The organism is Enterobacter sp. DVT3837, assembly GCF_056238685.1.
This window is the reverse complement of sequence record NZ_JBWDLA010000002.1, coordinates 1,225,139-1,249,973: the sequence shown is the minus strand read 5'-3', so window position 1 is coordinate 1,249,973 and position 24,835 is coordinate 1,225,139. Positions and strand designations below refer to the sequence as shown.

25 protein-coding genes are annotated in these 24,835 nt (G+C 53.5%); 16 read left to right on the top strand and 9 right to left on the bottom strand.

Annotated features, from left to right (window positions below; all coding sequences use genetic code 11):
* Positions 1–5: 5 nt before the first annotated feature.
* Both AC0XWG_RS20970 and xthA read right to left on the bottom strand, forming a co-directional pair.
* On the bottom strand, positions 6–689 hold the full coding sequence (locus tag AC0XWG_RS20970) for a TVP38/TMEM64 family protein (RefSeq protein WP_028017199.1): 684 nt from the start codon (positions 687–689) through the stop codon (positions 6–8).
* A 6-nt stretch (positions 690–695) separates the two neighbouring features.
* Positions 696–1,502, bottom strand: coding sequence for an exodeoxyribonuclease III (xthA, locus tag AC0XWG_RS20965; protein ID WP_032666813.1), 807 nt, complete (start codon positions 1,500–1,502; stop codon positions 696–698).
* A gap of 433 nt (positions 1,503–1,935) precedes the next feature.
* Here xthA and astC point away from each other — a divergent pair, with 433 nt between their 5' ends.
* The 7 genes from astC to ves all read left to right on the top strand — a co-directional run bounded on the left by astC (position 1,936) and on the right by ves (position 9,655).
* Positions 1,936–3,156 carry a succinylornithine/acetylornithine transaminase gene (astC, locus tag AC0XWG_RS20960; protein WP_049007831.1) on the top strand — a complete coding sequence of 407 codons (1,221 nt, stop codon included), beginning with the start codon at positions 1,936–1,938 and terminating at the stop codon, positions 3,154–3,156.
* Positions 3,153–4,187, top strand: a complete 1,035-nt coding sequence (gene astA, locus AC0XWG_RS20955) for an arginine N-succinyltransferase (RefSeq protein WP_028017202.1) — start codon at positions 3,153–3,155, stop codon at positions 4,185–4,187. The genes astC and astA overlap by 4 nt, the downstream gene beginning before the upstream one ends.
* Positions 4,184–5,671 carry a succinylglutamate-semialdehyde dehydrogenase gene (gene astD, locus AC0XWG_RS20950; RefSeq protein ID WP_475681008.1) on the top strand — a complete coding sequence of 496 codons (1,488 nt, stop codon included), beginning with the start codon at positions 4,184–4,186 and terminating at the stop codon, positions 5,669–5,671. The genes astA and astD overlap by 4 nt, the downstream gene beginning before the upstream one ends.
* Complete coding sequence (gene astB, locus AC0XWG_RS20945) at positions 5,658–6,983, top strand: N-succinylarginine dihydrolase (RefSeq protein WP_049007829.1); 1,326 nt, start codon at positions 5,658–5,660, stop codon at positions 6,981–6,983. The genes astD and astB overlap by 14 nt, the downstream gene beginning before the upstream one ends.
* Positions 6,984–6,993: 10 nt before the next feature.
* Positions 6,994–7,959: a succinylglutamate desuccinylase gene (astE, locus tag AC0XWG_RS20940; protein ID WP_475681007.1), complete on the top strand. Its 966-nt coding sequence runs from the start codon at positions 6,994–6,996 to the stop codon at positions 7,957–7,959.
* 337 nt (positions 7,960–8,296) lie between these two features.
* Positions 8,297–8,791, top strand: a complete 495-nt coding sequence (gene spy, locus AC0XWG_RS20935) for an ATP-independent periplasmic protein-refolding chaperone Spy (RefSeq protein WP_028017206.1) — start codon at positions 8,297–8,299, stop codon at positions 8,789–8,791.
* 297 nt (positions 8,792–9,088) lie between these two features.
* Complete coding sequence (ves, locus tag AC0XWG_RS20930) at positions 9,089–9,655, top strand: environmental stress-induced protein Ves (RefSeq protein WP_028017207.1); 567 nt, start codon at positions 9,089–9,091, stop codon at positions 9,653–9,655.
* On the opposite strand, the gene cho is transcribed toward ves, so the two are convergent.
* Both cho and nadE read right to left on the bottom strand, forming a co-directional pair.
* Positions 9,624–10,502 (bottom strand): excinuclease Cho, encoded by an 879-nt coding sequence (cho, locus tag AC0XWG_RS20925; protein ID WP_032666814.1) that lies wholly within the window; start codon positions 10,500–10,502, stop codon positions 9,624–9,626. The two genes, ves and cho, sit on opposite strands and share 32 nt — an antisense overlap.
* A gap of 115 nt (positions 10,503–10,617) precedes the next feature.
* The gene (gene nadE / locus AC0XWG_RS20920) at positions 10,618–11,445 is read right to left on the bottom strand and encodes an ammonia-dependent NAD(+) synthetase (protein ID WP_108090159.1); all 828 of its coding nucleotides are present in this window, start codon (positions 11,443–11,445) and stop codon (positions 10,618–10,620) included.
* A 232-nt stretch (positions 11,446–11,677) separates the two neighbouring features.
* Between nadE and osmE the strand changes: the two genes are divergently transcribed.
* The 7 genes from osmE to chbG all read left to right on the top strand — a co-directional run bounded on the left by osmE (position 11,678) and on the right by chbG (position 17,537).
* On the top strand, positions 11,678–12,019 hold the full coding sequence (gene osmE / locus AC0XWG_RS20915; RefSeq protein WP_008500677.1) for an osmotically-inducible lipoprotein OsmE: 342 nt from the start codon (positions 11,678–11,680) through the stop codon (positions 12,017–12,019).
* A gap of 284 nt (positions 12,020–12,303) precedes the next feature.
* Entirely contained in the window at positions 12,304–12,621 is a 318-nt protein-coding gene (gene chbB / locus AC0XWG_RS20910; protein ID WP_014883474.1) for a PTS N,N'-diacetylchitobiose transporter subunit IIB, read from the top strand.
* A 79-nt stretch (positions 12,622–12,700) separates the two neighbouring features.
* A complete protein-coding gene (chbC, locus tag AC0XWG_RS20905; RefSeq protein WP_475681006.1) occupies positions 12,701–14,059 on the top strand; it encodes a PTS N,N'-diacetylchitobiose transporter subunit IIC in 1,359 nt (452 codons plus the stop codon).
* 46 nt (positions 14,060–14,105) lie between these two features.
* Complete coding sequence (chbA, locus tag AC0XWG_RS20900) at positions 14,106–14,453, top strand: PTS N,N'-diacetylchitobiose transporter subunit IIA (protein WP_028017211.1); 348 nt, start codon at positions 14,106–14,108, stop codon at positions 14,451–14,453.
* The gene (chbR, locus tag AC0XWG_RS20895; RefSeq protein ID WP_256125016.1) at positions 14,450–15,301 is read left to right on the top strand and encodes a transcriptional regulator ChbR; all 852 of its coding nucleotides are present in this window, start codon (positions 14,450–14,452) and stop codon (positions 15,299–15,301) included. The genes chbA and chbR overlap by 4 nt, the downstream gene beginning before the upstream one ends.
* A 110-nt stretch (positions 15,302–15,411) precedes the next feature.
* Positions 15,412–16,767, top strand: coding sequence for a 6-phospho-beta-glucosidase (locus tag AC0XWG_RS20890; protein ID WP_028017213.1), 1,356 nt, complete (start codon positions 15,412–15,414; stop codon positions 16,765–16,767).
* Between the two features lie 11 nt (positions 16,768–16,778).
* The gene (gene chbG / locus AC0XWG_RS20885; protein ID WP_128347992.1) at positions 16,779–17,537 is read left to right on the top strand and encodes a chitin disaccharide deacetylase; all 759 of its coding nucleotides are present in this window, start codon (positions 16,779–16,781) and stop codon (positions 17,535–17,537) included.
* 39 nt (positions 17,538–17,576) lie between these two features.
* Here the strand turns inward: chbG and katE are convergent, their stop codons facing one another.
* Positions 17,577–19,826 carry a catalase HPII gene (gene katE, locus AC0XWG_RS20880; protein WP_475681005.1) on the bottom strand — a complete coding sequence of 750 codons (2,250 nt, stop codon included), beginning with the start codon at positions 19,824–19,826 and terminating at the stop codon, positions 17,577–17,579.
* Between the two features lie 50 nt (positions 19,827–19,876).
* Between katE and cedA the strand changes: the two genes are divergently transcribed.
* The gene (gene cedA / locus AC0XWG_RS20875) at positions 19,877–20,269 is read left to right on the top strand and encodes a cell division activator CedA (RefSeq protein WP_306671787.1); all 393 of its coding nucleotides are present in this window, start codon (positions 19,877–19,879) and stop codon (positions 20,267–20,269) included.
* Between the two features lie 49 nt (positions 20,270–20,318).
* Here cedA and AC0XWG_RS20870 read toward each other — a convergent pair whose 3' ends face one another.
* The 3 genes from AC0XWG_RS20870 to hxpB all read right to left on the bottom strand — a co-directional run bounded on the left by AC0XWG_RS20870 (position 20,319) and on the right by hxpB (position 23,201).
* Positions 20,319–21,710 carry an L-cystine transporter gene (locus AC0XWG_RS20870; RefSeq protein WP_475681004.1) on the bottom strand — a complete coding sequence of 464 codons (1,392 nt, stop codon included), beginning with the start codon at positions 21,708–21,710 and terminating at the stop codon, positions 20,319–20,321.
* Between the two features lie 127 nt (positions 21,711–21,837).
* Positions 21,838–22,428: a metal-dependent hydrolase gene (locus tag AC0XWG_RS20865; RefSeq protein ID WP_014883483.1), complete on the bottom strand. Its 591-nt coding sequence runs from the start codon at positions 22,426–22,428 to the stop codon at positions 21,838–21,840.
* Positions 22,429–22,529: 101 nt separating this feature from the next.
* A complete protein-coding gene (hxpB, locus tag AC0XWG_RS20860) occupies positions 22,530–23,201 on the bottom strand; it encodes a hexitol phosphatase HxpB (RefSeq protein ID WP_028017217.1) in 672 nt (223 codons plus the stop codon).
* 148 nt (positions 23,202–23,349) lie between these two features.
* Here hxpB and AC0XWG_RS20855 point away from each other — a divergent pair, with 148 nt between their 5' ends.
* Positions 23,350–23,886 carry a YniB family protein gene (locus tag AC0XWG_RS20855; RefSeq protein WP_049007596.1) on the top strand — a complete coding sequence of 179 codons (537 nt, stop codon included), beginning with the start codon at positions 23,350–23,352 and terminating at the stop codon, positions 23,884–23,886.
* A gap of 37 nt (positions 23,887–23,923) precedes the next feature.
* On the opposite strand, the gene AC0XWG_RS20850 is transcribed toward AC0XWG_RS20855, so the two are convergent.
* Entirely contained in the window at positions 23,924–24,784 is an 861-nt protein-coding gene (locus tag AC0XWG_RS20850; RefSeq protein WP_475681003.1) for a fructosamine kinase family protein, read from the bottom strand.
* Between the last annotated feature and the right edge of the window lie 51 nt (positions 24,785–24,835).

Below are 24,835 nucleotides of genomic sequence, written 5' to 3'. Positions count from 1 at the left end.
ATGCCTCACTTTTTAGACGAAGGGGTATAACGGGTAAATAGCCGGCGTGTGACCAGCGGTAATAACCCCAGTAGTGTAAAGGCGAATACCATACCCGGCGACAAAATATCGCGCAGCGTTGACACTTTTCCCAGCTCGCGCCCGGCGTTCAGAAAGACAACCGTGGCGGGCAGCATGGCGAGCTGGCTGACCCACCAGTAACGACGTAGCCCAATGCGGGTAAGACCCATCAGCAAATTCACCAGAAAAAACGGGAACAGCGGCATCAGACGCAGAGCAAAAAGGTAGCCCGCGCCGTCATGCGCCATGCCGGCGTTTACCGTTTTCATCTGCTGAGCAAACCGCCGCTGGACCCAGTCGCGCAGCAGATAACGGCTGGCGAGCATCGCCAGCGTGGCACCAAGCGTTGAGGCAAACGAGACCAGTATGGTGCCTTCCCACAGAGGAAACAGCGCACCACCCAGCAGGGTCAGTATCGCCGCGCCGGGTATCGACAGGGCGGAAACCACCACATAGAGCGCAAAAAAGATCAGCGCACTTTGTAGCGGCGCGTGTTCAACATGAGAGAGTAACGCCTGCTGGTGAGTTTTAATTCCATCCAGGGAAAGTGTGCCCGGAGGAAGCGCGATAAATGTCAGAATAAATGCGCCCAGAAGGGCGCACAGGAAGAGTCTTTTTCGAATGTTCACACGTGATTACAGCTTGAATTTTGCCCAGACCGGCGCGTGATCGGACGGTTTTTCCATGCTGCGGATATCGTAGTCGATACCGGTTTCAATGCAGCGCTCTGCCAGCGGCGAGCTGGCCAGCAGCAGATCGATACGCAGGCCACGGTTGTCATCAAAGCCTTTTGAGCGGTAGTCAAACCAGGAGAAGCGGTCCTGTGTTTCCGGGTTGGCACTGCGGAACGTATCCACCAGACCCCAGTCAAGCAGACGCGCCATCCACTCACGCTCTTCCGGCAGGAAGGAGCATTTGCCGGTACGCAGCCAGCGCTTGCGGTTGTCTTCGCCAATACCGATATCGAGATCCGTCGGGCTGATATTCATATCGCCCATGATCAGCACCGGATTCTCTTTTTTCAGTTCGGTGGTCAGGTAGTCCTGCAGATCCTGGTAGAACTTTGCTTTGGCCGGGAATTTTGTCTCGTGGTCACGGCTCTCACCCTGCGGGAAGTAACCGTTAATGACCGTGATATTCCCGAGTGCAGAAGGCACTTCCGCCATGATAATGCGACGCTGTGCTTCTTCACCATCGCCAGGGAAGCCGCGGCGGACGGATACCGGTGGCGCTTTAGTGAGCAGCGCAACGCCATAGTGGCCTTTCTGTCCGTGATAGAAGACGTTGTAGCCGAGTTTCGCCACCTCTTCGAGGGGGAACATGTCGTCGTGAACTTTTGTCTCCTGCAGGCCGATCACATCTGGCTGATGTTGCTCAACGATAGCTTCAAGCTGATGAGGACGGGCACGCAGGCCGTTGATATTAAAAGAGACAAATTTCATAGTCGCTGCCAGTGCAAGGTGAATAGTGCATGGATGGTAGCAGAATTTGCGTCAACTGTTACGGGGATTGACCAATAACTGCGACAGATAATGCCAGTGGTGCAATATTTGCACCATTCTGACGCGTATCGCCCTCAAACAGGGCATAAATGACAGATAAATTTCGCGAGCGATCACAATTCCAGAATTATATTTGGCCTCTGCATACTCTTTCTTATTTTCATGCGGCAAAGCGCCGCCTGTCGTAAAAATATTCACTTTTTATGCGCTAATAGTGAATAACTCCATGTTGTAACTTATTGATATTCTGTTGGCTCAACCCGTTTATGCATTTTTATCGCTGGCTGGCACGAAGGCTGCAATCTACATTCACAGTGCAAACACTCAATTATTTAACATTCAAATAACTTTTTATTTACCGGATGAGGTCGCTATGTCTCTGTCAATTACGCGTGAAAATTTCGATGAATGGATGATGCCAGTATACGCTCCGGCGGCTTTTATTCCGGTTCGTGGGGAAGGCTCACGCCTGTGGGACCAGCAGGGTAAAGAGTATATCGACTTTGCAGGTGGGATTGCGGTGAACGCGCTGGGCCATGCTCATCCGGCACTGCGTCAGGCACTGAATGACCAGGCGGCGAAGTTCTGGCATACAGGCAACGGGTTTACCAACGAGCCCGCTCTGCGTCTGGCGAAAAAACTGATCGACGCAACATTTGCCGAAAAAGTCTTTTTCTGTAACTCGGGGGCAGAAGCGAACGAAGCGGCGCTGAAGCTGGCGCGCAAATATGCACACGACAAGTTTGGCACGCACAAAAGCGGTATTGTCGCGTTTAAGAACGCCTTCCACGGTCGCACGCTCTTTACCGTCAGCGCGGGCGGTCAGCCTTCTTATTCGCAGGATTTTGCACCGCTGCCACCCGATATTCGTCACGGTATCTATAACGATCTCCAGTCAGCCAGCGAGCTGATCAACGACACCACCTGCGCGGTAATTGTTGAGCCGATGCAGGGCGAGGGTGGCGTGCTTCCGGCGCAAAAAGCGTTCCTGCAGGGGCTGCGCGAACTGTGCGATCGTCATAATGCGGTACTGATTTTTGATGAAGTGCAAACGGGGGTGGGCCGTACCGGTGAACTGTATGCCTACATGCACTACGGTGTGACGCCGGACGTCCTTTCGACTGCCAAAGCGCTGGGCGGCGGCTTCCCGATTGGGGCAATGCTGACCACCGATAAATTCGCCAGCGTGATGACCGTGGGGACCCATGGCACCACTTACGGCGGTAACCCGCTGGCCACAGCCGTGGCCGGACAGGTTCTCGACATCATTAACACCCCTGAGGTGTTGAAAGGCGTTAAGCAGCGTCACGACTGGTTTGTTGAACGCCTGAATGCCATCAACAGTAAGACCGGCCTGTTCAAAGAAATTCGCGGTCTGGGGCTGTTAATCGGCTGCGAGCTCACCGCCGAGTTTGCCGGAAAAGCTAAACTTATTTCACAGGAAGCGGCAAAAGTGGGCGTAATGGTGCTGATTGCCGGTGCCAACGTGGTGCGTTTTGCTCCTGCGCTGATTGTCAGCCAGGAAGAGGTGCAAACTGGTTTAGATCGCTTTGCGCTGGCCTGCGAACATGTGAAATCCGGGGTGTCATCATGATGGTCATCCGTCCCGTTGAGCGCGGCGATCTCGCCGGGCTCATGCAGCTTGCCGGTAAGACGGGAGGTGGGTTGACCTCACTTCCCGCCGACGAAAAAACACTGTCGGCGCGCATTGAGCGCGCCCTGCACACCTGGCAGGGGACGTTGCCAAAAAGCGAACAGGGTTATGTGTTCGTTCTTGAAGATACCGACACCGGTGCTGTTGCCGGGATTTGCGCCATCGAAGTGGCTGTTGGGTTAAACGACCCGTGGTACAACTATCGCGTCGGCACGATGGTTCATGCTTCGAAAGAGCTGAACGTCTATAACGCGCTGCCGACGCTGTTTCTTTGTAATGACCACACGGGCGCCAGCGAGCTCTGCACGCTGTTCCTCGACCCGGCGTGGCGCAAAGAGGGCAACGGTTACCTGCTTTCTAAATCACGCTTTATGTTTATGGCCGCCTTCCGCGATCGCTTTAACGAAAAGGTAGTGGCCGAGATGCGCGGCGTGATCGACGACACCGGCTACTCACCGTTCTGGGAGAGCCTGGGCGAGCGCTTCTTCTCGATGGAGTTCAGCCGGGCGGACTATCTCTGCGGTACCGGTCAGAAAGCGTTTATTGCCGAACTGATGCCGAAGCATCCTATCTATACCCATTTCTTAACCCCGGAAGCGCAGGCGGTGATTGGCGAAGTGCATCCGCAAACCGCGCCCGCCCGCGCGGTGCTGGAGAAAGAGGGCTTCCGCTACCGTAACTATGTCGACATCTTTGACGGCGGGCCAACGCTTGAGTGCGATATCGACCGCGTGCGTGCGATTCGTAAAAGCCGGCTGGTTGAGGTCGCTGAAGGTCAGCCTGCGCCGGGTGACTGGCCGGCATGTCTGGTGTCGAACGAGAATTACACCAACTTCCGCGCCATGCTGGTGCGTACCAACCCGAAATGTGAACGTCTGGTGCTGACGGCTGCAGAACTGGATGCCCTGAAATGTAACGCCGGCGATACGGTTCGCCTGGTGCGTCTCTGCCCTGAGGAGAAAACAGCATGACATTATGGATTAACGGTGACTGGGTCACGGGCGAAGGCGAACAGCGCGTAAAGACCAATCCGGTAGGAAAAGAGGTGCTCTGGAAAGGGAATGACGCCAGCGTCGCGCAGGTTGAACAAGCCTGTCATGCCGCGCGCCGCGCGTTTCCGGCGTGGGCAAAACAGCCTTTCGCCGTGCGTCAGGCCATTGTTGAAAAGTTTGCCGGTTTGCTGGAGGTGAACAAAGCCGAACTGACGCGCATCATCGCCTCTGAGACCAGTAAACCGCGCTGGGAAGCAACAACCGAAGTGACGGCGATGATCAACAAAATTGCCATTTCGGTGAAGGCTTACCACACCCGTACCGGTGAACAGCACACCGTGATGCCGGACGGTGCGGCCACGCTGCGCCACCGTCCGCACGGCGTGCTGGCGGTGTTTGGTCCGTACAACTTCCCGGGGCATCTGCCGAATGGTCACATTGTGCCCGCACTGCTGGCGGGCAATACAGTGATTTTCAAACCGAGCGAGTTAACGCCATTAACCGGTGAGGCGGTGGTGAAGCTGTGGGAACAAGCTGGATTGCCACCAGGCGTGCTGAATCTGGTACAGGGTGGGCGTGAAACCGGTCAGGCGCTGAGCGCGTTGAGCGATATTGACGGTCTGTTGTTTACCGGCAGCGCCGGAACGGGCTATCAGTTGCATCGCCAGCTGGCGGGGCAGCCGGAAAAAATTCTGGCGCTGGAGATGGGCGGTAACAATCCACTAATCGTGGAAGATCCTGACGATATTGACGCTGCCGTGCATCTGACCATTCAGTCCGCCTATATTACCGCCGGACAGCGCTGTACCTGTTCCCGTCGCTTACTGGTAAAACGTGGTGCGCAGGGGGATGCCTTCCTGAAACGGCTGGTTGAAGTGAGCGCGCGTCTGGTACCTGCAACGTGGGATGCCGACCCGCAGCCGTTTATGGGCGGTCTGATTTCCGAGCAGGCGGCGTTGAATGTGCTGAAGGCCTGGCAGGATCACGTCGCGCGCGGCGCGAAAACGCTGCTCGAACCGAAGCAGGTTCAGCCGGGTGCCTCGCTGCTTACGCCGGGCATCGTTGAGATGAGCGGGGCGAGCAACGTGCCGGACGAAGAGGTCTTTGGTCCGCTGCTGTGCGTCTGGCGTTACGACGATTTTGATGAGGCGATTGCAATGGCCAATAACACCCGTTACGGCCTGTCGAGCGGGCTGATTTCGCCGCATCGCGAGAAGTTTGATCGGCTGCTGCTGGAAGCGCGCGCCGGGATTGTGAACTGGAATAAACCGCTGACCGGTGCAGCGAGCACCGCACCGTTTGGCGGCGTGGGGGCATCGGGCAACCATCGTGCCAGCGCGTGGTACGCCGCGGATTACTGCGCGTGGCCGATGGCAAGCCTGGAAACCCCGGCGCTGACGCTGCCGGAAACGCTCAATCCGGGTCTGGACTTTACCGGAGGGGATCGTCATGAAAGCGCGTGAAGTCAACTTTGACGGGCTGGTGGGGCTGACGCACCACTATGCGGGTCTCTCTTTTGGTAATGAAGCCTCGACGAAGCATCGTTTTCAGGTCTCCAACCCGAAACTGGCGGCGAAACAGGGGCTGCTAAAAATGAAAGCGCTGGCGGATGCCGGTTTCCCGCAGGCGGTTATTCCGCCGCAAGAGCGCCCAAACGTGGCAGTGTTGCGTCAACTTGGCTTCACCGGCAGCGATGAGCAGGTGGTTGAAAAAGCGGGTACACAGACACCGCATCTGCTCTCTGCGGCAAGCTCTGCCTCATCAATGTGGGTGGCCAACGCGGCAACCGTCGCACCGTCAGCCGATACGCTGGATGGAAAAGTCCATTTGACGGTGGCGAACCTGAACAACAAATTCCACCGCGCCACCGAAGCGGAAACCACCGAGCGCGTGTTGCGCGCCATTTTCAGTCATGACGACCATTTTGCGGTGCATCAGGCTCTGCCACAGGTGGCGATGTTTGGCGACGAAGGGGCTGCCAACCATAACCGGCTGGGAGGTGATTATGGCGACCCTGGTGTGCAGTTGTTTATTTACGGGCGTGAGGAGGGCGGTCATTCCGAACCCGTCCGCTATCCGGCCCGTCAGACGCTGGCGGCGAGTCAGGCCGTTGCCCGCCTGAATCAGGTCAATCCTTCCCAGGTGATTTTTGCCCAGCAGAATCCACAGGTGATTGACCAGGGCGTGTTTCACAACGACGTGATTGCCGTCTCCAACCGCCAGGTACTGTTCTGCCATGAGCAGGCGTTTGCCCATCAGGAGAAGCTGCTCGCTACGTTACATGAACGCGTGCCGGGTTTTATGCCGATTCAGGTGCCGACGCAGGCGGTCAGCGTGCAGGATGCAGTGGAAACCTATCTCTTCAACAGCCAGCTGTTGAGCCGTGACGATGGCAGCATGATGCTGGTGCTGCCGCAAGAGTCCCGGGATCATAAAGGGGTGTGGCGTTATCTGTCAGACCTGGTTAAGGCCGATAACCCAATTGACGAACTGCGCGTCTTTGACCTGCGTGAAAGTATGGCCAACGGCGGTGGTCCAGCCTGTCTGCGCCTGCGCGTGGTACTGACGCACAATGAAATGCAGGCCGTTAACCCGGCAGTGATGATGAACGAAACGCTGTTTAACACCCTGAACGACTGGGTGGATCGTTACTATCGTGACCGGTTAACGCAGGCCGACCTGGTCGACCCTCAACTGCTGCGCGAAGGTCGTGAGGCGCTAGACGCGTTGACATCAATCCTGCAACTGGGATCGGTTTATCCGTTCCAGCGCTAAAGGAGTGAGTATGGAAAATCTACTGGTGCTGACCCTGGCTGATGAAACACCTGAGCAAAGTGAGGGGGAGGGGCCCTCATTCCACTGGCGCTGGTTGGGGCGCGGAGTGCTTGAGCTGACGCCGACCGCAAAAAGCGATCTGTCACTGCTGCTCTCAACGGGGATTCATGGGAATGAAACGGCACCCGTTGAGATTGTCGATCTGCTGTTGCGCGCGTTGTATCGCGGAGATATCACCCTTAAGTGTCGTGTGCTGGTGGTGCTCGGCAACCCGCCAGCGCTGGCACAAAACAAACGGTATCTGGTGAGTGATATTAACCGTATGTTCGGTGGCCGCTGGTCGCAATTTCCACAGAGTGACGAAACGGCGCGGGCAGAGTGGCTGGAGAACGTCGTGAGCGCGTTTTTTGCCGCTGCGGGGCCTGCGCGCTGGCATCTGGATCTGCATACGGCGATCCGCGCGTCTTACCATGTTCGCTTTGGTGTTCTGCCGCAGCGTCATCAGCCGTGGGATGAAGCGTTCCTGAGTTGGCTGGGGGACGCCGGACTGGAGGCGCTGGTCTTTCATCAGTCACCGGGGGGAACGTTTACTCACTTTACCTGCGAACGTTTCGCTGCGCTGTCGTGTACTCTGGAGCTGGGAAAAGCACTCCCGTTCGGCCAGAACGATCTGACTCGCTTTGCACCTACGCATCTCGCTCTTCGGGCGCTGCTGGGAGGAACGGTTCCTGAGCACGCGCATCAGCCCGTTGAACGGTATCGGGTCGTGCAGCAGATCACTCGCCGCAGCGATGCCTTCCTGCTTCATATGGCTGCACATACGCTCAACTTTACCCCGTTCCGTAAAGGCGTCCTGTTGGCCGAAGATGGTGAGGATCGTTATGAAGTACAGAAGACAACCGAATATGTGTTGTTTCCTAACCCGTCGGTGGCGTTTGGTTTGCGAGCCGGATTGATGCTGGAAAAAATCTCCTGAGTATTTCCCCTCTCATCCTCTGAGGGGGGAAGCAAAAACCTTTTCTTAACGATTAAAGCGTTCGCACTTCTTTTGCAGAATATTCCTGGTGAATTGCTTTATTATTAATCTTCACTTCGCTATACTCATGCTTAATTTCTTTAAAATCATCGTGTTGTTTATTTTTTGTTGCAACTCTCCACGCTTTATCCTTATTTCCTCCACATTTGACGAAAATTTGTTTTTTACACTTTCATTGTTTTACCGTTGCTCTGACTAATTGACGATAAAGCCCGTAAAGTTAATCTCGTCAACACGGCATAGCGCCGAAGAATAACTGAAAGAAAGGAAATAAATTATGCGTAAACTTACTGCACTGTTTGTTGCTTCTACCCTGGCTCTGGGCGCTACCAGCATGGCGTTCGCCGCAGATACGACCACCACCGCTGCCGCGCCAACTGAAGGCAAAATGATGATGCATCATAAAGGCAAGCCGGGTATGCACAACGAGATGATGATGTTTAAAGATCTGAATCTGACGGATGCGCAGAAGCAGCAGATCCGCGATATCAGGAAAGGCGAACGCGACCAGATGAAACGTCCTCCGCTTGAAGAGCGTCGCGCAATGCATGACATCATCGCCAGCGATAGTTTCGATAAGGCGAAAGCTGAAGCGCAGATCGACAAAATGGCTGAGCAGCACAAAGCCCGCATGCTGGCTCACATGGAAACCCAGAATAAGATCTACAACATTCTGACTCCGGAACAGAAAAAACAATTTAATGCGAATTTTGAGAAGCGTCTGACAGAACGTCCGGCGATGGAAGGTAAAATGCCAGCACCAACCGAATAATCGGTTCAACATCTTAAGACCGCCGGGATCCTGTCCACAAAAGCGCTATCGCTGTGGACAGGACCGGCGGTTTTTCTTTCCTTCCCTCTTGTCTGCCACCGCGAGCGCGGTATGCTCCTGTAGTCGCTTCAGAGAATGTTTGTAGAGTCATGGCGTTAGAATTTTTATTAACGTTCAGTTAATGCCTGCCCGCTCTGCTGCCGATACTGTGTCTGTGAAACCCTAACGATAACAAACAAGACAGCAACGATAGCAATATCCTTGCCCTGGCACAGGTTGTGCCATTCAGGAGTGGTGATGGAGTTCTTTGATATCCGTAAGATGCCGGTCAGTCTCTGGCGCAATGGTGCTGGCGAAACGCGAGAGATTTGTTGTTTTCCTCCCGCGACGCGGGATTTTTACTGGCGTGCCAGTATTGCGACTATTGCCAGTAACGGTGAATTCTCCTCTTTTCCCGGTGTTGATCGGGTCATAACGTTACTGGAGGGAGGAGAGGTGACGCTGGATGCCGGTCAGGCATTCTGTCATACCCTGAAACAGCATCAGCCTTACAGTTTTTCTGGCGATCTACCGGTAAAAGCACTGCTGGCGGATGGAAGGATGGCAATGGATTTCAACATCATGACCCGGCGCGATTGCTGCCAGGCAAAAGTACGCGTTGCCGATCGTACCTTTACCACCTTTGGTTCCCGGGGCGGCGTGGTGTTCGTGTTAGGCGGCGCGTGGCAGTTGGGGGATAAATTGTTGACCGCCGATCAGGGGGCATTCTGGGAAGAGGGTACCCACACTCTCCGTCTGCTGGAGTCTGAAGGCACCTTATTGTTCAGTGAAATTAACTGGCTGGCGGGTCACTCAGCACAATGATCTCATATTTGCCGGTTAATACCGGCTTACAGAGTATTTTGTAGCCGTCATGATCGAATCCGGCGGGTGTGCGTAGCAAGGTTGCCGCGTCGTTTACATTGTCAACGGCGCCCAGCCAAAGCCAGTTATTGATGATGTGATACTGGGTCATCGCTTCACCCACTTCCTTTAGGGCAACGGCATTTTCCCACGGCCAGCAGGCGACACTGATGGCCGCCAGCCCGTTGAGAAGCCGGGCATGATGTTCCTCAACACTTTCTTTCCCACAACAAGCACCTGCGCAGCGCTTCAGAGCGGATCGGAAACAGGCGCGCCCACGGGTGGTTGCCTCCAGACCCAACAGGCTGTAACAAAGCTGTAAATCATCCGCCAGCGTTTGCAGGGCCTGGAGTGCCGCACGTTTATTCGCGAATAACCCATACAGATTTGGGGCATGTGAAAAATCGACTTCACGTGCGTAGACAATCTGCGGTTTGCCCGCGGTTATCTGCAGGGAGCAAAGCTGACGATTGCGGCGCAAGCGCTTATTGAACAGCGGTTGTTGCTCTTTGATAAGTCGGGCTTCAAGCAACAGCGCGCCCATTTCTCCTGCGGTCTGAACCCAGGTAATGCGTCGTGACTGGCGCAGCATGGCGGCCTCGTCCGGCGTACGGAGATGGGATAATACCCGGCTGCGAATATTGACGCTTTTACCGATATAGAGTGGCAGGGTGTTACTCTCACCGTGAAAGATGTACACGCCAGGCTGTTTAGGCAGCGCCTCCAGCCATGGGCGAAGGTGCTCGGGATATTCGTAGATAGCCGCCGCTTCAAACTCAAGACGCGGGGCGGATTGACGCCTGCTCACATACCACTCCCTATACTGTTCAGGTATACAGTGTAGCAGGAGTGTGGTGGTTAAAAAAGAGCCGGGTGGCGGCTGCGCCTTACCCGGCCTAGATTATGCGGGTTACCGTTTTGCTCTATTTCTTCCAGAAGTCGTCAAACACCGTGATAGGCGTGTGGCGCTTGTGCTCGGTTTTCAGATACCAGCCTTCGATGATTTTCGCGGTACCTTCATCCAGTTTTTTACCTTCCAGATAATCATCAATATTGTCATAGGTGACGCCAAGCGCCGCTTCATCTGGCAGGGAAGGGCGATCGTCTTCAAGATCCGCTGTCGGCGCTTTCTTGTAAAGATGCTCAGGGCAACCCAGCGTGGCCAGCAGTTGCTTACCCTGACGCTTGTTCAGACGGAAAATGGGGTTGATGTCGGTGCCGCCGTCGCCATATTTGGTGAAGAAACCGGTGATCGCTTCTGCTGCATGGTCGGTTCCAACAACTACACCTTTGGTCATCCCGGCGATGCTGTACTGCGCTTTCATGCGCTCACGGGCTTTCTCGTTCCCACGGACAAAATCACTCAATTCTATGCCGGCTTCGCGTAGCGCCTGCTCGCTTGCCAGGACCGAACCTTTAATATTGACGGTCAGTACGCGGTCAGGCTGAATGAACGAAATGGCATCCTGGCAATCCTGCTCGTCGGCCTGCACGCCATACGGAAGACGCACGGCGATAAACTGCAGTGTCTCATCACCGGTCTCTTCGCGAAGCTCTGAAATGGCCATCTGGCAGAGTTTACCGGTCAGCGTCGAGTCCTGGCCCCCGCTGATGCCCAGCACCAGGGATTTCAGGAAAGGGTTCGTTTTTAAATAAGATTTTAAAAAATCCACGCTGCGGCGGATCTCTTCATGTGCATCTACCGCAGGCTTCGCGCCCAGCGCCTGAATAATCTCTTGTTGCAGAGCCATCATGCCCTCCATATGCAGAACATAAACCGAATGTATTTACTGCTAAAACTAACCCTTTGGGCGAGAAACGACAAGGATCACAGTTTTGAGTGCGCTAATTTGCGGCGATTTAGCAGGTTATCATTGTTTTATTAGAATTTTCCGAAATTCGTCTGGCGTAATTCACAAAGTTGAACAATCGTACTTTTTATTCCATGCTTAGATAACACGCTGATAAACAAGAGGACGGAATATGAACAAGAACGTAGCAGGAATTCTTAGCGCAGCGGCAGTACTGACTATGCTGGCAGGGTGTACAGCTTACGATCGCACCAAAGATCAGTTCACACAGCCAGTGGTTAAAGATGTCAAAAAAGGCATGACCCGTTCGCAGGTGGCTGCGATTGCCGGTAAACCTTCTTCTGAAGTGACCATGATCCATGCGAAAGGAACCTGCCAGACCTATATCCTGGGTCAACGTGATGGTAAGGCAGAGACCTACTTTGTCGCCCTGGATGATACCGGCCATGTTATTAACTCCGGCTATCAGACCTGTGCTGAATACGACACCGATCCGCAGGCACCTAAGGCGTAGTAACCCTGCGTATCTGAGGATGTTAACAAACCGACCAGTGGGTCGGTTTTTTTATGCATACAAAAATCTTATTTCTTTGCGCGAATTATTTGCCCGAAATGTGAAGGGAGTCAACAAGCCAGGTCAATGAGAGACAATTTGAGTCTGTTCAGAATTATCCCCTGTCTGTACCATTGCGTATACTCACTCCAACGACAAACAACAATACACAAGCTACCTGTCTGCCGGGACAGCGAGTCGAGTGATAGCAAGATGGCAGGTAGTCATACAAGAGGGAAATTATGATGGAAAAGAAACATATTTACCTGTTCTGCTCAGCGGGCATGTCAACCTCGCTTCTGGTGTCAAAGATGCGTGCACAAGCTGAAAAGTATGAAGTCCCTGTGGTGATTGAAGCGTTTCCTGAGACGCTGGCGGGCGAAAAAGGCCAGAAAGCCGACGTCGTTTTACTGGGACCGCAAATCGCCTATATGTTACCCGAAATTCAACGACTGTTACCGAATAAACCGGTCGAGGTGATCGACTCAGGGCTGTACGGCAAGATTGATGGTTTAGGTGTATTGAAAGCTGCTGTTGCAGCCATTAAAAAAGCTGCTAATTAATTTTTATTTTTCCCGTCAAAGAGTTATTTCACACACAATACGCCGTAACTTGTGTTGCGGCATTTAAGGGTATTTTCCTATGAGTAAAGTCATCGCTTCACTTGAAAAGGTACTCCTTCCTTTTGCTGTTAAAATAGGAAAGCAGCCTCACGTTAATGCCATCAAAAACGGTTTTATTAAATTAATGCCGTTGACGCTGGCCGGGGCAATGTTCGTTTTAATTAACAACGTTTTTCTGAGCTTTGGTGAAGGTTCCTTCTTTTATTCATTAGGAATTCGGTTAGACGCTTCGACTATTGAAACCCTTAACGGTTTTAAAGCCATCGGCGGCAACGTCTATAACGGGACGTTAGGTATTATGTCGCTGATGGCGCCTTTCTTTATAGGGATGGCGCTGGCAGAAGAGCGGAAAGTGGATCCACTGGCCGCTGGTTTATTATCCGTTGCCGCATTTATGACCGTGACGCCTTACAGTGTCGGTGAAGCGTATGCAGTAGGCGCCAACTGGCTGGGCGGAGCTAACATCATCTCCGGTATTGTTATCGGGCTGGTGGTGGCGGAGATGTTCACCTTTATTATTCGTCGAAACTGGGTTATCCGTTTGCCAGATAGCGTTCCAGCTTCGGTTTCTCGTTCATTTTCCGCGTTGATTCCAGGCTTCATTATTCTTTCCATCATGGGGATTATCGCCTGGGCGCTCTCTCACTGGGGCACTAACTTCCACCAGATCATCATGGACTCTATCTCTACGCCGCTGGCGTCAATGGGTGGAGTGGTCGGTTGGGCGTATGTGATTTTCACTTCTCTGCTGTGGTTCTTCGGCGTGCATGGTTCACTGGCACTGGCAGCGCTGGACAGCGGGATTATGACCCCATGGGCACTGGAAAACGTAGCACTTTACCAGCAGTACGGCTCTGTTGACGCGGCGCTGGCAGCGGGTAAAACCTTCCATGTGTGGGCGAAGCCGATGCTTGACTCCTATATCTTCCTGGGCGGTACCGGGGCGACCTTGGGTCTGATCATCGTGGTCTTTATTGTCTCTCGTCGTGCTGACTACCGTCAGGTGGCGAAACTGGCGCTGCCTTCAGGTATCTTCCAGATTAACGAACCGATCCTGTTTGGTCTGCCAATCATCATGAACCCGGTGATGTTCATCCCGTTCATTCTGATTCAGCCGCTGCTGGCAGCCATTACCCTGACGGCCTATTACATGGGGATCATTCCACCAATCACCAACATTGCACCATGGACAATGCCGGCGGGTCTGGGCGCGTTCTTCAACACCAACGGCAGCGTGGCGGCCTTCCTGCTGGCGATATTCAACCTCGGGATTGCAACACTGCTTTACATGCCATTCGTGGCGATTGCGAACAAAGCAGCAACCATCATTGATGAAGAAGAGAGCGAAGAGGATATTGCCCTCTCACTGAAATTCTAAGATTGACCGGCGCGGGGAAACCCGCGCCAGCCACAAGGAGCTTAAAATGTTAGATTTGGATAGTATTGTTGCAGAAGAAAGCGCAGAGAACGATCTCGAAGAAGTGGTGATGGGGCTCATCATCAATTCCGGACAAGCCCGTAGCCTGGCCTATGCCGCCCTCAAGCAGGCCAAGCAGGGGGATTTCGCCGCCGCGAAAACCATGATGGATCAGTCCCGTACGGCGCTGAATGAAGCACACCTGGTGCAGACGAAGCTCATCGAAGGTGACCAGGGGGAAGGGAAGATGAAGGTTAGCCTGGTGCTGGTACACGCCCAGGATCACCTGATGACGTCGATGCTGGCACGCGAGCTGGTGGCGGAGTTAATTGAGCTTCACGAGAAAATGCAATAAGTCAGGTCAGGCAGCAGGAGGTCAGCACGATGGAAATTAAAACCGCACTTGAGCAGCAACTGTTTAATGGCAAGAATTTTCACGTGGTCATTTACAACAAAACGGAGAGCGCCAGCGGTCTGCACCAGCATGACTACTATGAGTTCACGATTGTTCTGACCGGCCGCTACTACCAGGAAATTAACGGTAAGCGCGTCCTGCTTGAACGGGGCGATTTTGTCTTCTTACCGATGGGATCCTATCACCAGAGCTTTTACGAATTTGGTGCCACACGCATTCTGAATGTGGGCGTCAGCAGACGCTTCTTTGAGAAGCACTATCTGCCGCTGGTACCGTTCTGCTTTGTGGCATCGCAGGTCTATCGTGTCAAAAACGAGTTTATGACCTGGATTGAAACGGTTATCGCCTCGCTTAACTTCCGCGACAATGAATTTGATGAGTTTATTGAAACGGTGACATTCTATGTGATGAACCGGCTGCGCCATCATCGCGAAGAGCAGCAGGTGACGGATGATGTTCCGCAATGGCTGCGCGGTACTGTGGAACTGATGCACGATAAAGGGCAGTTCAGTGAAAATGCGCTGGAGAATATGGTTTCACTGTCGGGAAAATCGCAGGAATATCTGACTCGCGCGACACAGCGTTATTATCGTAAAACACCTGTGCAAATTATTAATGAAATCCGCATTAATTTTGCAAAAAAACAGCTGGAAATTACCAACTATTCTGTCACCGATATTGCTTACGAATCCGGATACAGTAGCCCCAGTCTGTTTATTAAAACCTTTAAGAAATTGACATCGTTCACCCCGAACAGTTACCGGAAAAACTTGACGGTAATTAATTAACTTTAGGCGGCTTTACCCGCCGCGAATATTGCCTTGATTGCTTGCCCAAATAGCGGGAAGAGTACGCTATACCTTGCAGGCGATTAACCTGATACGCTAAGGGAGATATTATGCAAAAGAAATTAAAAGTCGTAACCATTGGTGGCGGCAGCAGTTATACCCCGGAATTACTTGAAGGTTTCCTGAAACGTTATCATGAATTACCGGTTAGCGAGTTATGGCTGGTTGACGTTGAGGAAGGTCAGGAGAAACTGAATATTATTTTCGACCTGTGCAAGCGCATGGTTGAGAAAGCCGGTGTGCCTTTAACCGTGCATAAAACCCTGGATCGTCGACTGGCGCTGAAAGATGCGGATTTCGTTACCACCCAGCTACGCGTGGGTCAGTTAAAGGCGCGTGAACTGGACGAACGCATTCCACTGAGTCACGGTTATCTGGGACAAGAGACCAACGGCGCGGGCGGCCTGTTCAAAGGTTTGCGTACCATCCCAGTCATTTTCGACATTATCAAAGATGTCGAAGAGATTTGCCCGAACGCATGGGTGATTAACTTTACCAACCCGGCTGGGATGGTGACCGAGGCGGTCTACCGCCATACGGGTTTCAAACGCTTTATCGGCGTCTGTAATATTCCGATTGGCATGAAGATGTTTATCCGCGACGTTCTGGAACTGACCGACAACGACGATCTCTCCATCGATCTGTTCGGCCTGAACCACATGGTGTTCATCAAAGATGTCATTGTGAACGGAAAATCGCGCTTTGCCGAACTGCTCGACGGCGTGGCCTCCGGTCGCCTGACGGCGGCGTCAGTGAAAAACATCTTTGACCTGCCGTTCAGCGAAGGGCTGATCCGCTCGCTGAATCTGCTGCCATGCTCGTACCTGCTTTACTACTTTAAGCAGAAAGAGATGCTGGCTATCGAAATGGGCGAGTACTATAAGGGCGGCGCGCGTGCGCAGATCGTTCAGAAGGTTGAGAAGCAGCTGTTCGATTTGTATAAAGATCCGAACCTGAACGTCAAACCGAAAGAGCTGGAGCAGCGCGGCGGGGCATATTACTCCGATGCAGCATGTGAAGTTATCAATGCCATTTACAACGATAAGCAAGCGGAGCATTACGTTAATGTGCCGCATCATGGTCATATCGACAACATTCCGGCTGACTGGGCCATCGAGATGACCTGTATTCTGGGGCGTGATGGGGCGAAACCACATCCACGCATCACCCATTTTGATGACAAAGTCATGGGCCTGATTCACACCATCAAAGGATTTGAAGTGGCTGCCAGTCATGCGGCGTTAAGCGGTGAGCTTAATGACGTGCTGCTGGCGCTGAACCTCAGCCCGCTGGTCCATTCTGATCGCGATGCGGAGCAACTGGCCAGTGAAATGATTCTGGCACATGAAAAATGGTTGCCGAACTTTGCTGCAACAATAGAGAAGCTGAAGTTCAAACACCGTTAAGGGGATGCGCAATGGAAAACCTGCTGATCGTCAATGCTGATGATTTTGGTCTCTCCAGAGGTCAAAACTACGGCATTATTGAAGCCTGCCGTCGGGGGATCGTGACCTCCACAACGGCACTGGTTAATGGTGAAGCGGTTGAACACGCGGCGCAGTTGAGCCGCGATGTTCCGGCGCTGGGCGTCGGCATGCACTTTGTGTTGACGCTTGGGATGCCGCTTTCGCAGATGCCAGGTCTGACTCGCGACGGACAGCTGGGTAAGTGGATTTGGGAACTGGCGGAGCAGGATGCTCTGCCGCTCGAAGAGATTACCCGTGAGCTGGACTGTCAGTTCAACCGCTTTGTTGATGTGTTTGGCAAGGAGCCGACGCACATTGACAGTCACCATCACGTCCATATGATCCCGGCGATTTTCCCGCTTGTTGCGAAATTTGCGCGACGTAAAGGGGTTGCAATGCGCGTGGATCGTGACGTGCAGGCGCTGCACGGTCTGTCATTCTTCTCTGTGCCCACAACGGACGGATTCAGCAGCGCGTTTTATGGCGAAGGGATCGATGAAGCACTGTTCCTGAAAGTGCTGGATGATTCCGCCGCCCGAGGCGAACGGTCGGTGGAGGTGATGGCGCACCCCGCTTTTGTTGATAACACCGTGCGTAAAAGCGCCTACTGCTGGCCTCGACTGGCGGAACTGGATGTGCTGACGTCGGCATCGCTCAAGTATGCGATTGCCGAGCGCGGATATCGGTTGGGAACGTTCAGGGATCTGTAAGAAGTGCCGGGGGGCGGTTTCGCCTTACCCGGCATTTTTTTACGCCGGTATCTGGTCAATCTTACTGCTGCGCGACCAGACGCGATGAACAGCGAGCAAATCAAACAGTTTCGTCATAAACGCGTCATTGACGTTATCGCCCTCCACAATGCCATCCTCACCCTGATCCGCCACCTTCAACTGCGCTTTAAACTGTCGCGCATCGCCGGATAGCGCGATCGGTTTAAGGTGTTTATAGGCTTCCAGCAAGTAATAGACGGCGTCGCCGTTGGTCAGCAGACTGTTAATATCCCCGCACGGCACAATTACCGCATCGACGGTTAGCGATGGCGCGCCGGCAAAAGTCGCCGCCACCGGCAGCACGGAGCCGTCATCGGCGGTCACTTCGCCCATGCGGGAATAAAGCAGTTTGGCGTGCACGCCTTGCTTTTTCAGCGCCTGCATAATTCCCAGCACATCACTGGCGCGGGTTTTATCATTCAGCAGAATGGCGACCACGCGGCCTTTAATTGAGCCACCCGGCACTGCGTACAGACTCAGTGACGGATCTTTTTTCACACCATTAACCGCTTTTGGCGGCGCCAGGTTGCGTTGCTCATCGGTGAGCGTAATACCCAGGTTATCGGCTACGCTTTGAGCAAGCTGAACATCAATATGCGCCAGCTGATCGACCACGCGCTCGCGGATATAGGTGCGCACCACTTTGCTGAGCTCAAAGCTGAAGCCGCCGATAATGTGCTGCTGCTCAATCGGCGTCTGGCTGTTCCAGAACAGGCGAGGGTGGGCGTAATACTCGCCAAACGACGGGCTGCGCTCGCGAATTTTGTTGCCATCAATACGCTCCTGATACGATTCGAATCCACCGCGTTTCGGCCCGGGTGGGGTTTCGCGCGGCCAGTTATCGTTGATGGAGTTCGGTTCATAGTTCGCCGGGTTGGTATCAATATCCTGACGGTGCATCCCGTCCCGCTGGAAGTTGTGGTACGGACAGGTTGGACGGTTAATCGGGATTTCGTGGAAATTCGGCCCACCTAGACGGCTGATCTGCGTATCGGTATACGAGAATAAACGTCCCTGTAAGAGAGGATCGTTGGTGAAATCCAGCCCCGGCACGATATGCCCCGGGTGGAACGCGACCTGTTCGTTTTCGGCGAAGAAATTATCCGGGTTACGGTTGAGCACCATTTTACCCACCAGCTGAACCGGCACCAGCTCCTCCGGGATCAGTTTGGTCGGGTCAAGGAGATCGAAATCGAACTTGCATTCGTCCTCTTCCGGAATGAGCTGCAGGCCCAGTTCGTATTCCGGGAAATCGCCCGCTTCAATGGATTCCCATAACTCGCGGCGATGGAAGTCTGGATCGCGTCCGGTGAGCTTCTGCGCTTCGTTCCACACCAGCGAGGCTTTACCCGCCACAGGCTTCCAGTGGAAGCGGACAAACGTGGCTTTTCCCTCGGTGTTGATCAGACGGAAGGTATGGATGCCAAATCCCTCCATCGTACGATAACTGCGCGGAATGCCCCTGTCTGACATCGCCCACATCACGTTGTGTAAGGTTTCAGGCTGCAGGGAGACATAGTCCCAGAAGGTGTCGTGCGCACTTTGTCCCTGCGGTATGGCCCAGTGAGGCTCTGGTTTTACCGCATGGACAAAGTCAGGAAATTTATGCGCATCCTGAATGAAAAACACGGGAGTGTTGTTGCCCACCAGATCGAAAATTCCCTCTTCGGTATAAAATTTGGTGGCAAAGCCGCGGATATCCCGGACGGTGTCTGCCGAACCCGCGCCGCCCTGCACGGTGGAGAAACGCACAAACACCGGTGTGATTTTATCCGGGTCGGAGAGGAAATCCGCTTTGGTGATCGCTTTCAGACTCTTATAGGGCTGAAAGTAGCCGTGGGCCGCGGAACCGCGGGCGTGGACGATGCGTTCCGGTATCCGTTCGTGGTCAAAATGGGTGATTTTTTCCCGCAGGATAAAATCTTCCAGCAGGGTCGGCCCGCGCGCGCCTGCGCGAAGGGAGTTCTGATCGTCAGCAATGCGCACGCCCTGATTGGTGGTGAGCGCAAAACCTTCGCCGCCTTTACGGTGTGGCGCTAGAGATTTCAGTTTTTCATTTCCCGTGTCCGGTGATTTCACGCTTCCCGGTGCGGTAGGTTGTTCGCCTGGGGCTGAAGGGCCGGGAGAGGGGCGGTGAGAGCCGTCAGCAGGGGCGAGGGAGTCCATTCCCGGTTGAGACTCTTCAGTGCCATGAATCGGCGATTGATGTGTTTTATCTTTGTTCGACATTGCACGATGCTCCTTGATTCATTGCTAAAAAACCTTTTAAGGATAGGACAATGTCGCAAGATGGTTTGCTAACTAAGAGTTTTCACATGCCGTCATTAGCGAAAGAAGCCATCTCACCCACTCGGGGCGCGACGGAAGGTAGCAGGATCGGCTATCATAGAATTTTCCTGCTTCAAGAATTTGCTTTAGTGAACCAGTCGCTTATGAAACCTCTTCGCCAACAAAACCGCCAGGTTATTAGCTATGTGCCCCGCGTTGAACCCGCGCCGCCGGATCATGCCCTGAAAGTGGAGGGTTTTCGTGATGTCTGGCTGTTACGCGGTAAATATGTGGCGTTTGTGCTGATCGGTGAACATTTCCGTCGTTCCCCGACTTTTACAGTACCGGAATCCGCGCAACGGTGGGCGATGCAGATCCGCCAGGATGAAGAGGTTGAAGAGTAACAGCCATAAAAAAAACCGCCATCAGGCGGTTTTTTTTAATTGTCAGTGTTTAACGGTGCGCCAGTTCGACGTCGTCTTCACTTTCCAGAATCGCTTTGTCAGTCTGCTTCAGCCACTGGCTGGTCAGCGTACCGGCCGTCATTGAGCCGCTTACGTTCAGCGCGGTACGCCCCATGTCGATCAGCGGTTCAACGGAGATCAGCAGCGCAACCAGCGTCACCGGCAGACCCAGAGCAGGCAGCACGATCAGCGCGGCGAAGGTTGCGCCACCACCGACACCTGCAACGCCTGCGGAACTTATGGTCACAATCCCTACCAGTGTAGCAATCCAGACTGGGTCAAGCGGGTTGATACCCACGGTTGGAGCAACCATCACCGCCAGCATCGCCGGGTAAAGACCTGCACAACCGTTCTGACCGATGGTGGCACCAAAAGAGGCAGAGAAGCTGGCGATAGACTCAGGCACGCCCAGACGGCGGGTCTGTGCTTCAACGTTCAGCGGAATAGACGCGGCGCTGGAACGACTGGTGAAGGCGAAGGTCAGCACCGGCCAGACTTTGCGGAAGTATTTCAGCGGGCTAACGCCGTTCACACCCAGCAGGATACCGTGCACCACAAACATAATGCCCAGGCCCAGATAAGAGGCAATCACAAAACTACCCAGCTTGATGATGTCCTGCAGGTTAGAGCCCGCAACCACTTTGGTCATCAGCGCCAGAACACCATAAGGGGTTAACTGCATCACCAGACGAACCAACTTCATCACCCAGCTTTGCAGGGTATCGATAGCGGTCAGCACGCGTTCACCTTTTGGTGCATCGTCTTTCAGCAGTTTAAGTGCCGCCACACCCAGGAACGCGGCGAAAATGACCACGCTGATGATGGAGGTTGGGTTGGCGCCGGTCAGGTCAGCAAACGGGTTCTTCGGAATGAAGGAGAGCACCATTTGCGGAACGGTCAGGTCCGCCACTTTACCTACGTAGTTGGTTTGAATCGCGGTCAGACGCGCTGTTTCAGCACTGCCCTGAACCAGCCCTTCGGCAGTCAGGCCGAACAGGTTGGTGACCAGTACACCTACCAGCGCCGCAATCAGCGTGGTAAACAGCAGCGTACCAATGGTCAGGAAGCTGATTTTCCCCAGTTGGGCCGCGTTATGCAGTCGGGCAACGGCACTCAAAATAGAGGCAAACACCAGTGGCATAACGATCATCTGCAGCAGCTGAACATAGCCGTTACCGACAATGTTGAACCACTGAATGGAATCTTTCAGAACTGGATTGTCGGAGCCATAAATTGCCTGTAATGCCAGACCAAATACAACACCCATGACCAGACCAACCAGTACTTTTTTCGCCAGACTCCACTGTTTGTGGCGCGCCTGCGCGAGAAGCAATAGCAATACAACGAACACAATGACGTTCGCGATGAGTGGAAAATTCATCCCCGTTCTCCTGATTTATTATGGGGTCGGTTTTTACCGATCCTGTTGGCGGAAGGTTAGCAGAAGTGTGATGTAGCGCTTATATCCAAATGGAATGGGTTATGACAAATGAGATAGTTTTGTCTGTTTACTGTTCAATCTGGTGATGAATAAAACGATTGAACTGAAATTGCAGCGAATTAATCATCTGGGAAGACCAGCGGACTGCACTGTTTTCGGGCAATGTTTGCGGCATCCAGACAGCATAGGCAAACAGCGCCATGCACAATACGCGCTCAAGCTGGTTACCTTTCTGCGGTGCAAGGATGGGAAAACGGAAACGCCAGCGGCAGGGCCAAAGCAGCGGCACGCCCGCAGGCGTTAGCATATCGGCGAGAATATGGCTTAAATAGCCCAGCACCATCCCCTGGATGGCATCTGCGGGGACAATCCAGCTTTCGGGCACTTTTAAGTAGAAGAGCGTCAGCAGGCCGAACACGGCCAGCAGACTATGCGTAAATCCCCGGTGGCCAAACGCGCGAGCGATAGGTTTTGATACCCACTTAAGGCGTTGCCCAAGAAAGGATTTGGGGTGGTCAATGTCGGGCAGCAAACAGGTCAATACGGCGGAAGGGACAATATGCCACCAGTCCCCCTGCGCCAGCACGGGGGTAAGTTCAGCGTTTTTGGCAAATACTGCGCACGCAATAGAAAAAAGCAGGTGGCCTTCCGCCGTCATGATAAAACCCACAAAACTGTCAATTCATACAGTATAGGGTTTTTATACAGTAGGCGGAAGAGGTGACGGTGTAACTGTTTGTCACAAACCCAACGCAGGCATTAACCGCCCTGCAGGTGATGCGTCGTCAACCCGACCAGTGAAGTAAGCTTCACATCGGCAAGGGCAAACCGGGGATCGTGGCGGGTTTCTTCGGCTGGAACCACAATGGAGCGCATCCGTGCGGCTTTCGATGCCACCATACCGTTTACGGAGTCTTCCAGCGCAACGCAGTTGAGCGGATCAATACCCAGCTTAGCGGCACAGTCCAGATAGACCTGCGGGTGCGGCTTGCTGTAAGGCAATTTTTCCGCTGATGCCAGCGCGTCGAAACTGTCGCGCAGTTCAAACATGATGAGCACTTTTTCCAGCATATGCAGCGGTGAAGCAGAGGCCAGACCGACTTTCAGCCCCTGAGCTTTACACAGCGCGACGGCTTCACGTACCCCAGGCAGCAACGGCTTGTTCTCTTCGACCAGCGAGATGGCGCGGCTGATAATGCGTGCGGTCACTTCATCACGATCCGGGCCAACCCACGGCTGTTGGGCAAACCACAGATCGACGACCATATCAATGCGCAGGCCAAGCGTGTCTGGAAGTTCATTACGGCGGCTGATATCTACGCCAAGGCTGGCGATGACGTCCAGTTCGGCGCGATCCCACAACGGTTCGGAATCGATCAGTAATCCATCCATGTCAAAAATTGCGGCAAGAATTTGGCGCGGTGTCGACATCACAACGTCTCCTTATCCAGGGTGTTCGACAGACGATAAGTGCTAAGCACAACCTGCAATTTAGCATATTGCCTTTAAAGATCGGGCGAAATTGATGACCAGCAGGTAGACTTAGGCACAAATAACGCGTCTTTATGAAGAGGAACTGATGACGTATCAACAAGCTGGACGCATCGCGGTCTTAAAACGTATTGCTGGCTGGGTGATTTTTATTCCAGCTGTCATTTCTACGCTGATCTCTGTACTGAAATTTATGTACGATCACAGCGAAAAACAGCCGGGTATTAATGCGGTAATGCTTGATTTTGCGCATGTCATGATTGAGATGATGCGTTTTAACACACCATTCTTGAATGTCTTCTGGTTCAACTCACCCACCCCGGATTTTCATCAGCAACTGAATATCGGCTTTTGGGTCATTTACGCACTGATCTTTATCGCCCTCGCATTGCAGGCCTCTGGCGCACGAATGAGTCGTCAGACGCGCTTTCTACGCGAAGGGGTTGAGGATCAGTTAATTCTGGAGCAGGCTAAAGGCCCGGAAGGGATGAGTCGGGAGCAGATTGAATCCCGCATTGTTGTGCCGCGTCATACCATTTTTCTGCAAATTTTCCCGCTCTATATCCTCCCGGTGATCATCATTGTGGCGGGATACTTCTTCTTCTCGCTGCTCGGTTTTCTGTAACAGATAAGGGTGGCGAAAGAGCCACCCTTATCTGCCTTCACGCGGCAAGTATACGTTCAAGGGCCCGCTGCGCGTTGACCAGGTGCTCCCCGCCAAACAGGATGGCTCGGTTCATCAGCGTATAAAGCTGATACACCGGCTGGCGATCGAGGAAACCGGGCGGCAGGGGGGAAACCGACTGGTACCCATCATATATTTGCGGTGGCTGTTCCGGATGCAGCGGCAACATGGCCAGATCGCATTCTCTGTCACCCCAGTAGCAGGCCGGGTCAAAGATATAAGGGCCGTTAGGGCCTAGCGCGCAATTATTTGACCACAAATCGCCGTGTAGCAAAGAAGGCTGAGGCTGGTGGGATGCCAGACGCTGCTGAACGTGCTCAACGATGGCATCTATATTGCCAAATTCCAGCCCTTTTTCAGCTGCCAGCTCAAGTTGCCAGCCAATGCGTTGCTCAGCAAAAAACGTCGACCAGCGACGCTGCCAGGCATTAGGTTGCGGGGTGGTGGAGAGATCGTTGTCAAAATCGAGACCAAACTGCGGCTGGTCGCTCCATTGATGCAGGTGCGCTAACTGTTGGCCGAGAATGAAAGCATTATGGGCATCTAACGGACGGGCTGGGAGATATTCCATCACCAGAAAGCTGTAGTCTCGGTCACTCCCTACGGCCAGAACTTGTGGGACCGTCACCGTTTTACTGCGCGACAACAGTTCCAGCTGGTCAGCTTCGGCGGTAAAGATCGGAAGCAGTTCCCGCTCATCACATTTAACGAAAAGGTCGCGTCCAGCGTAGCGTAAATGCCACGCGGCGTGGATCTCTCCGCCTGGCAGTTCGTTACGCAGTTCAATTTCACCTTCACCCAGTTGCTCACTTAAAAGATGACTGATAGCCTGCCACATGTTGTCTCTCCCATGTTGTCTGCCAGATCATAAAGTTAGCGCATAATTGCG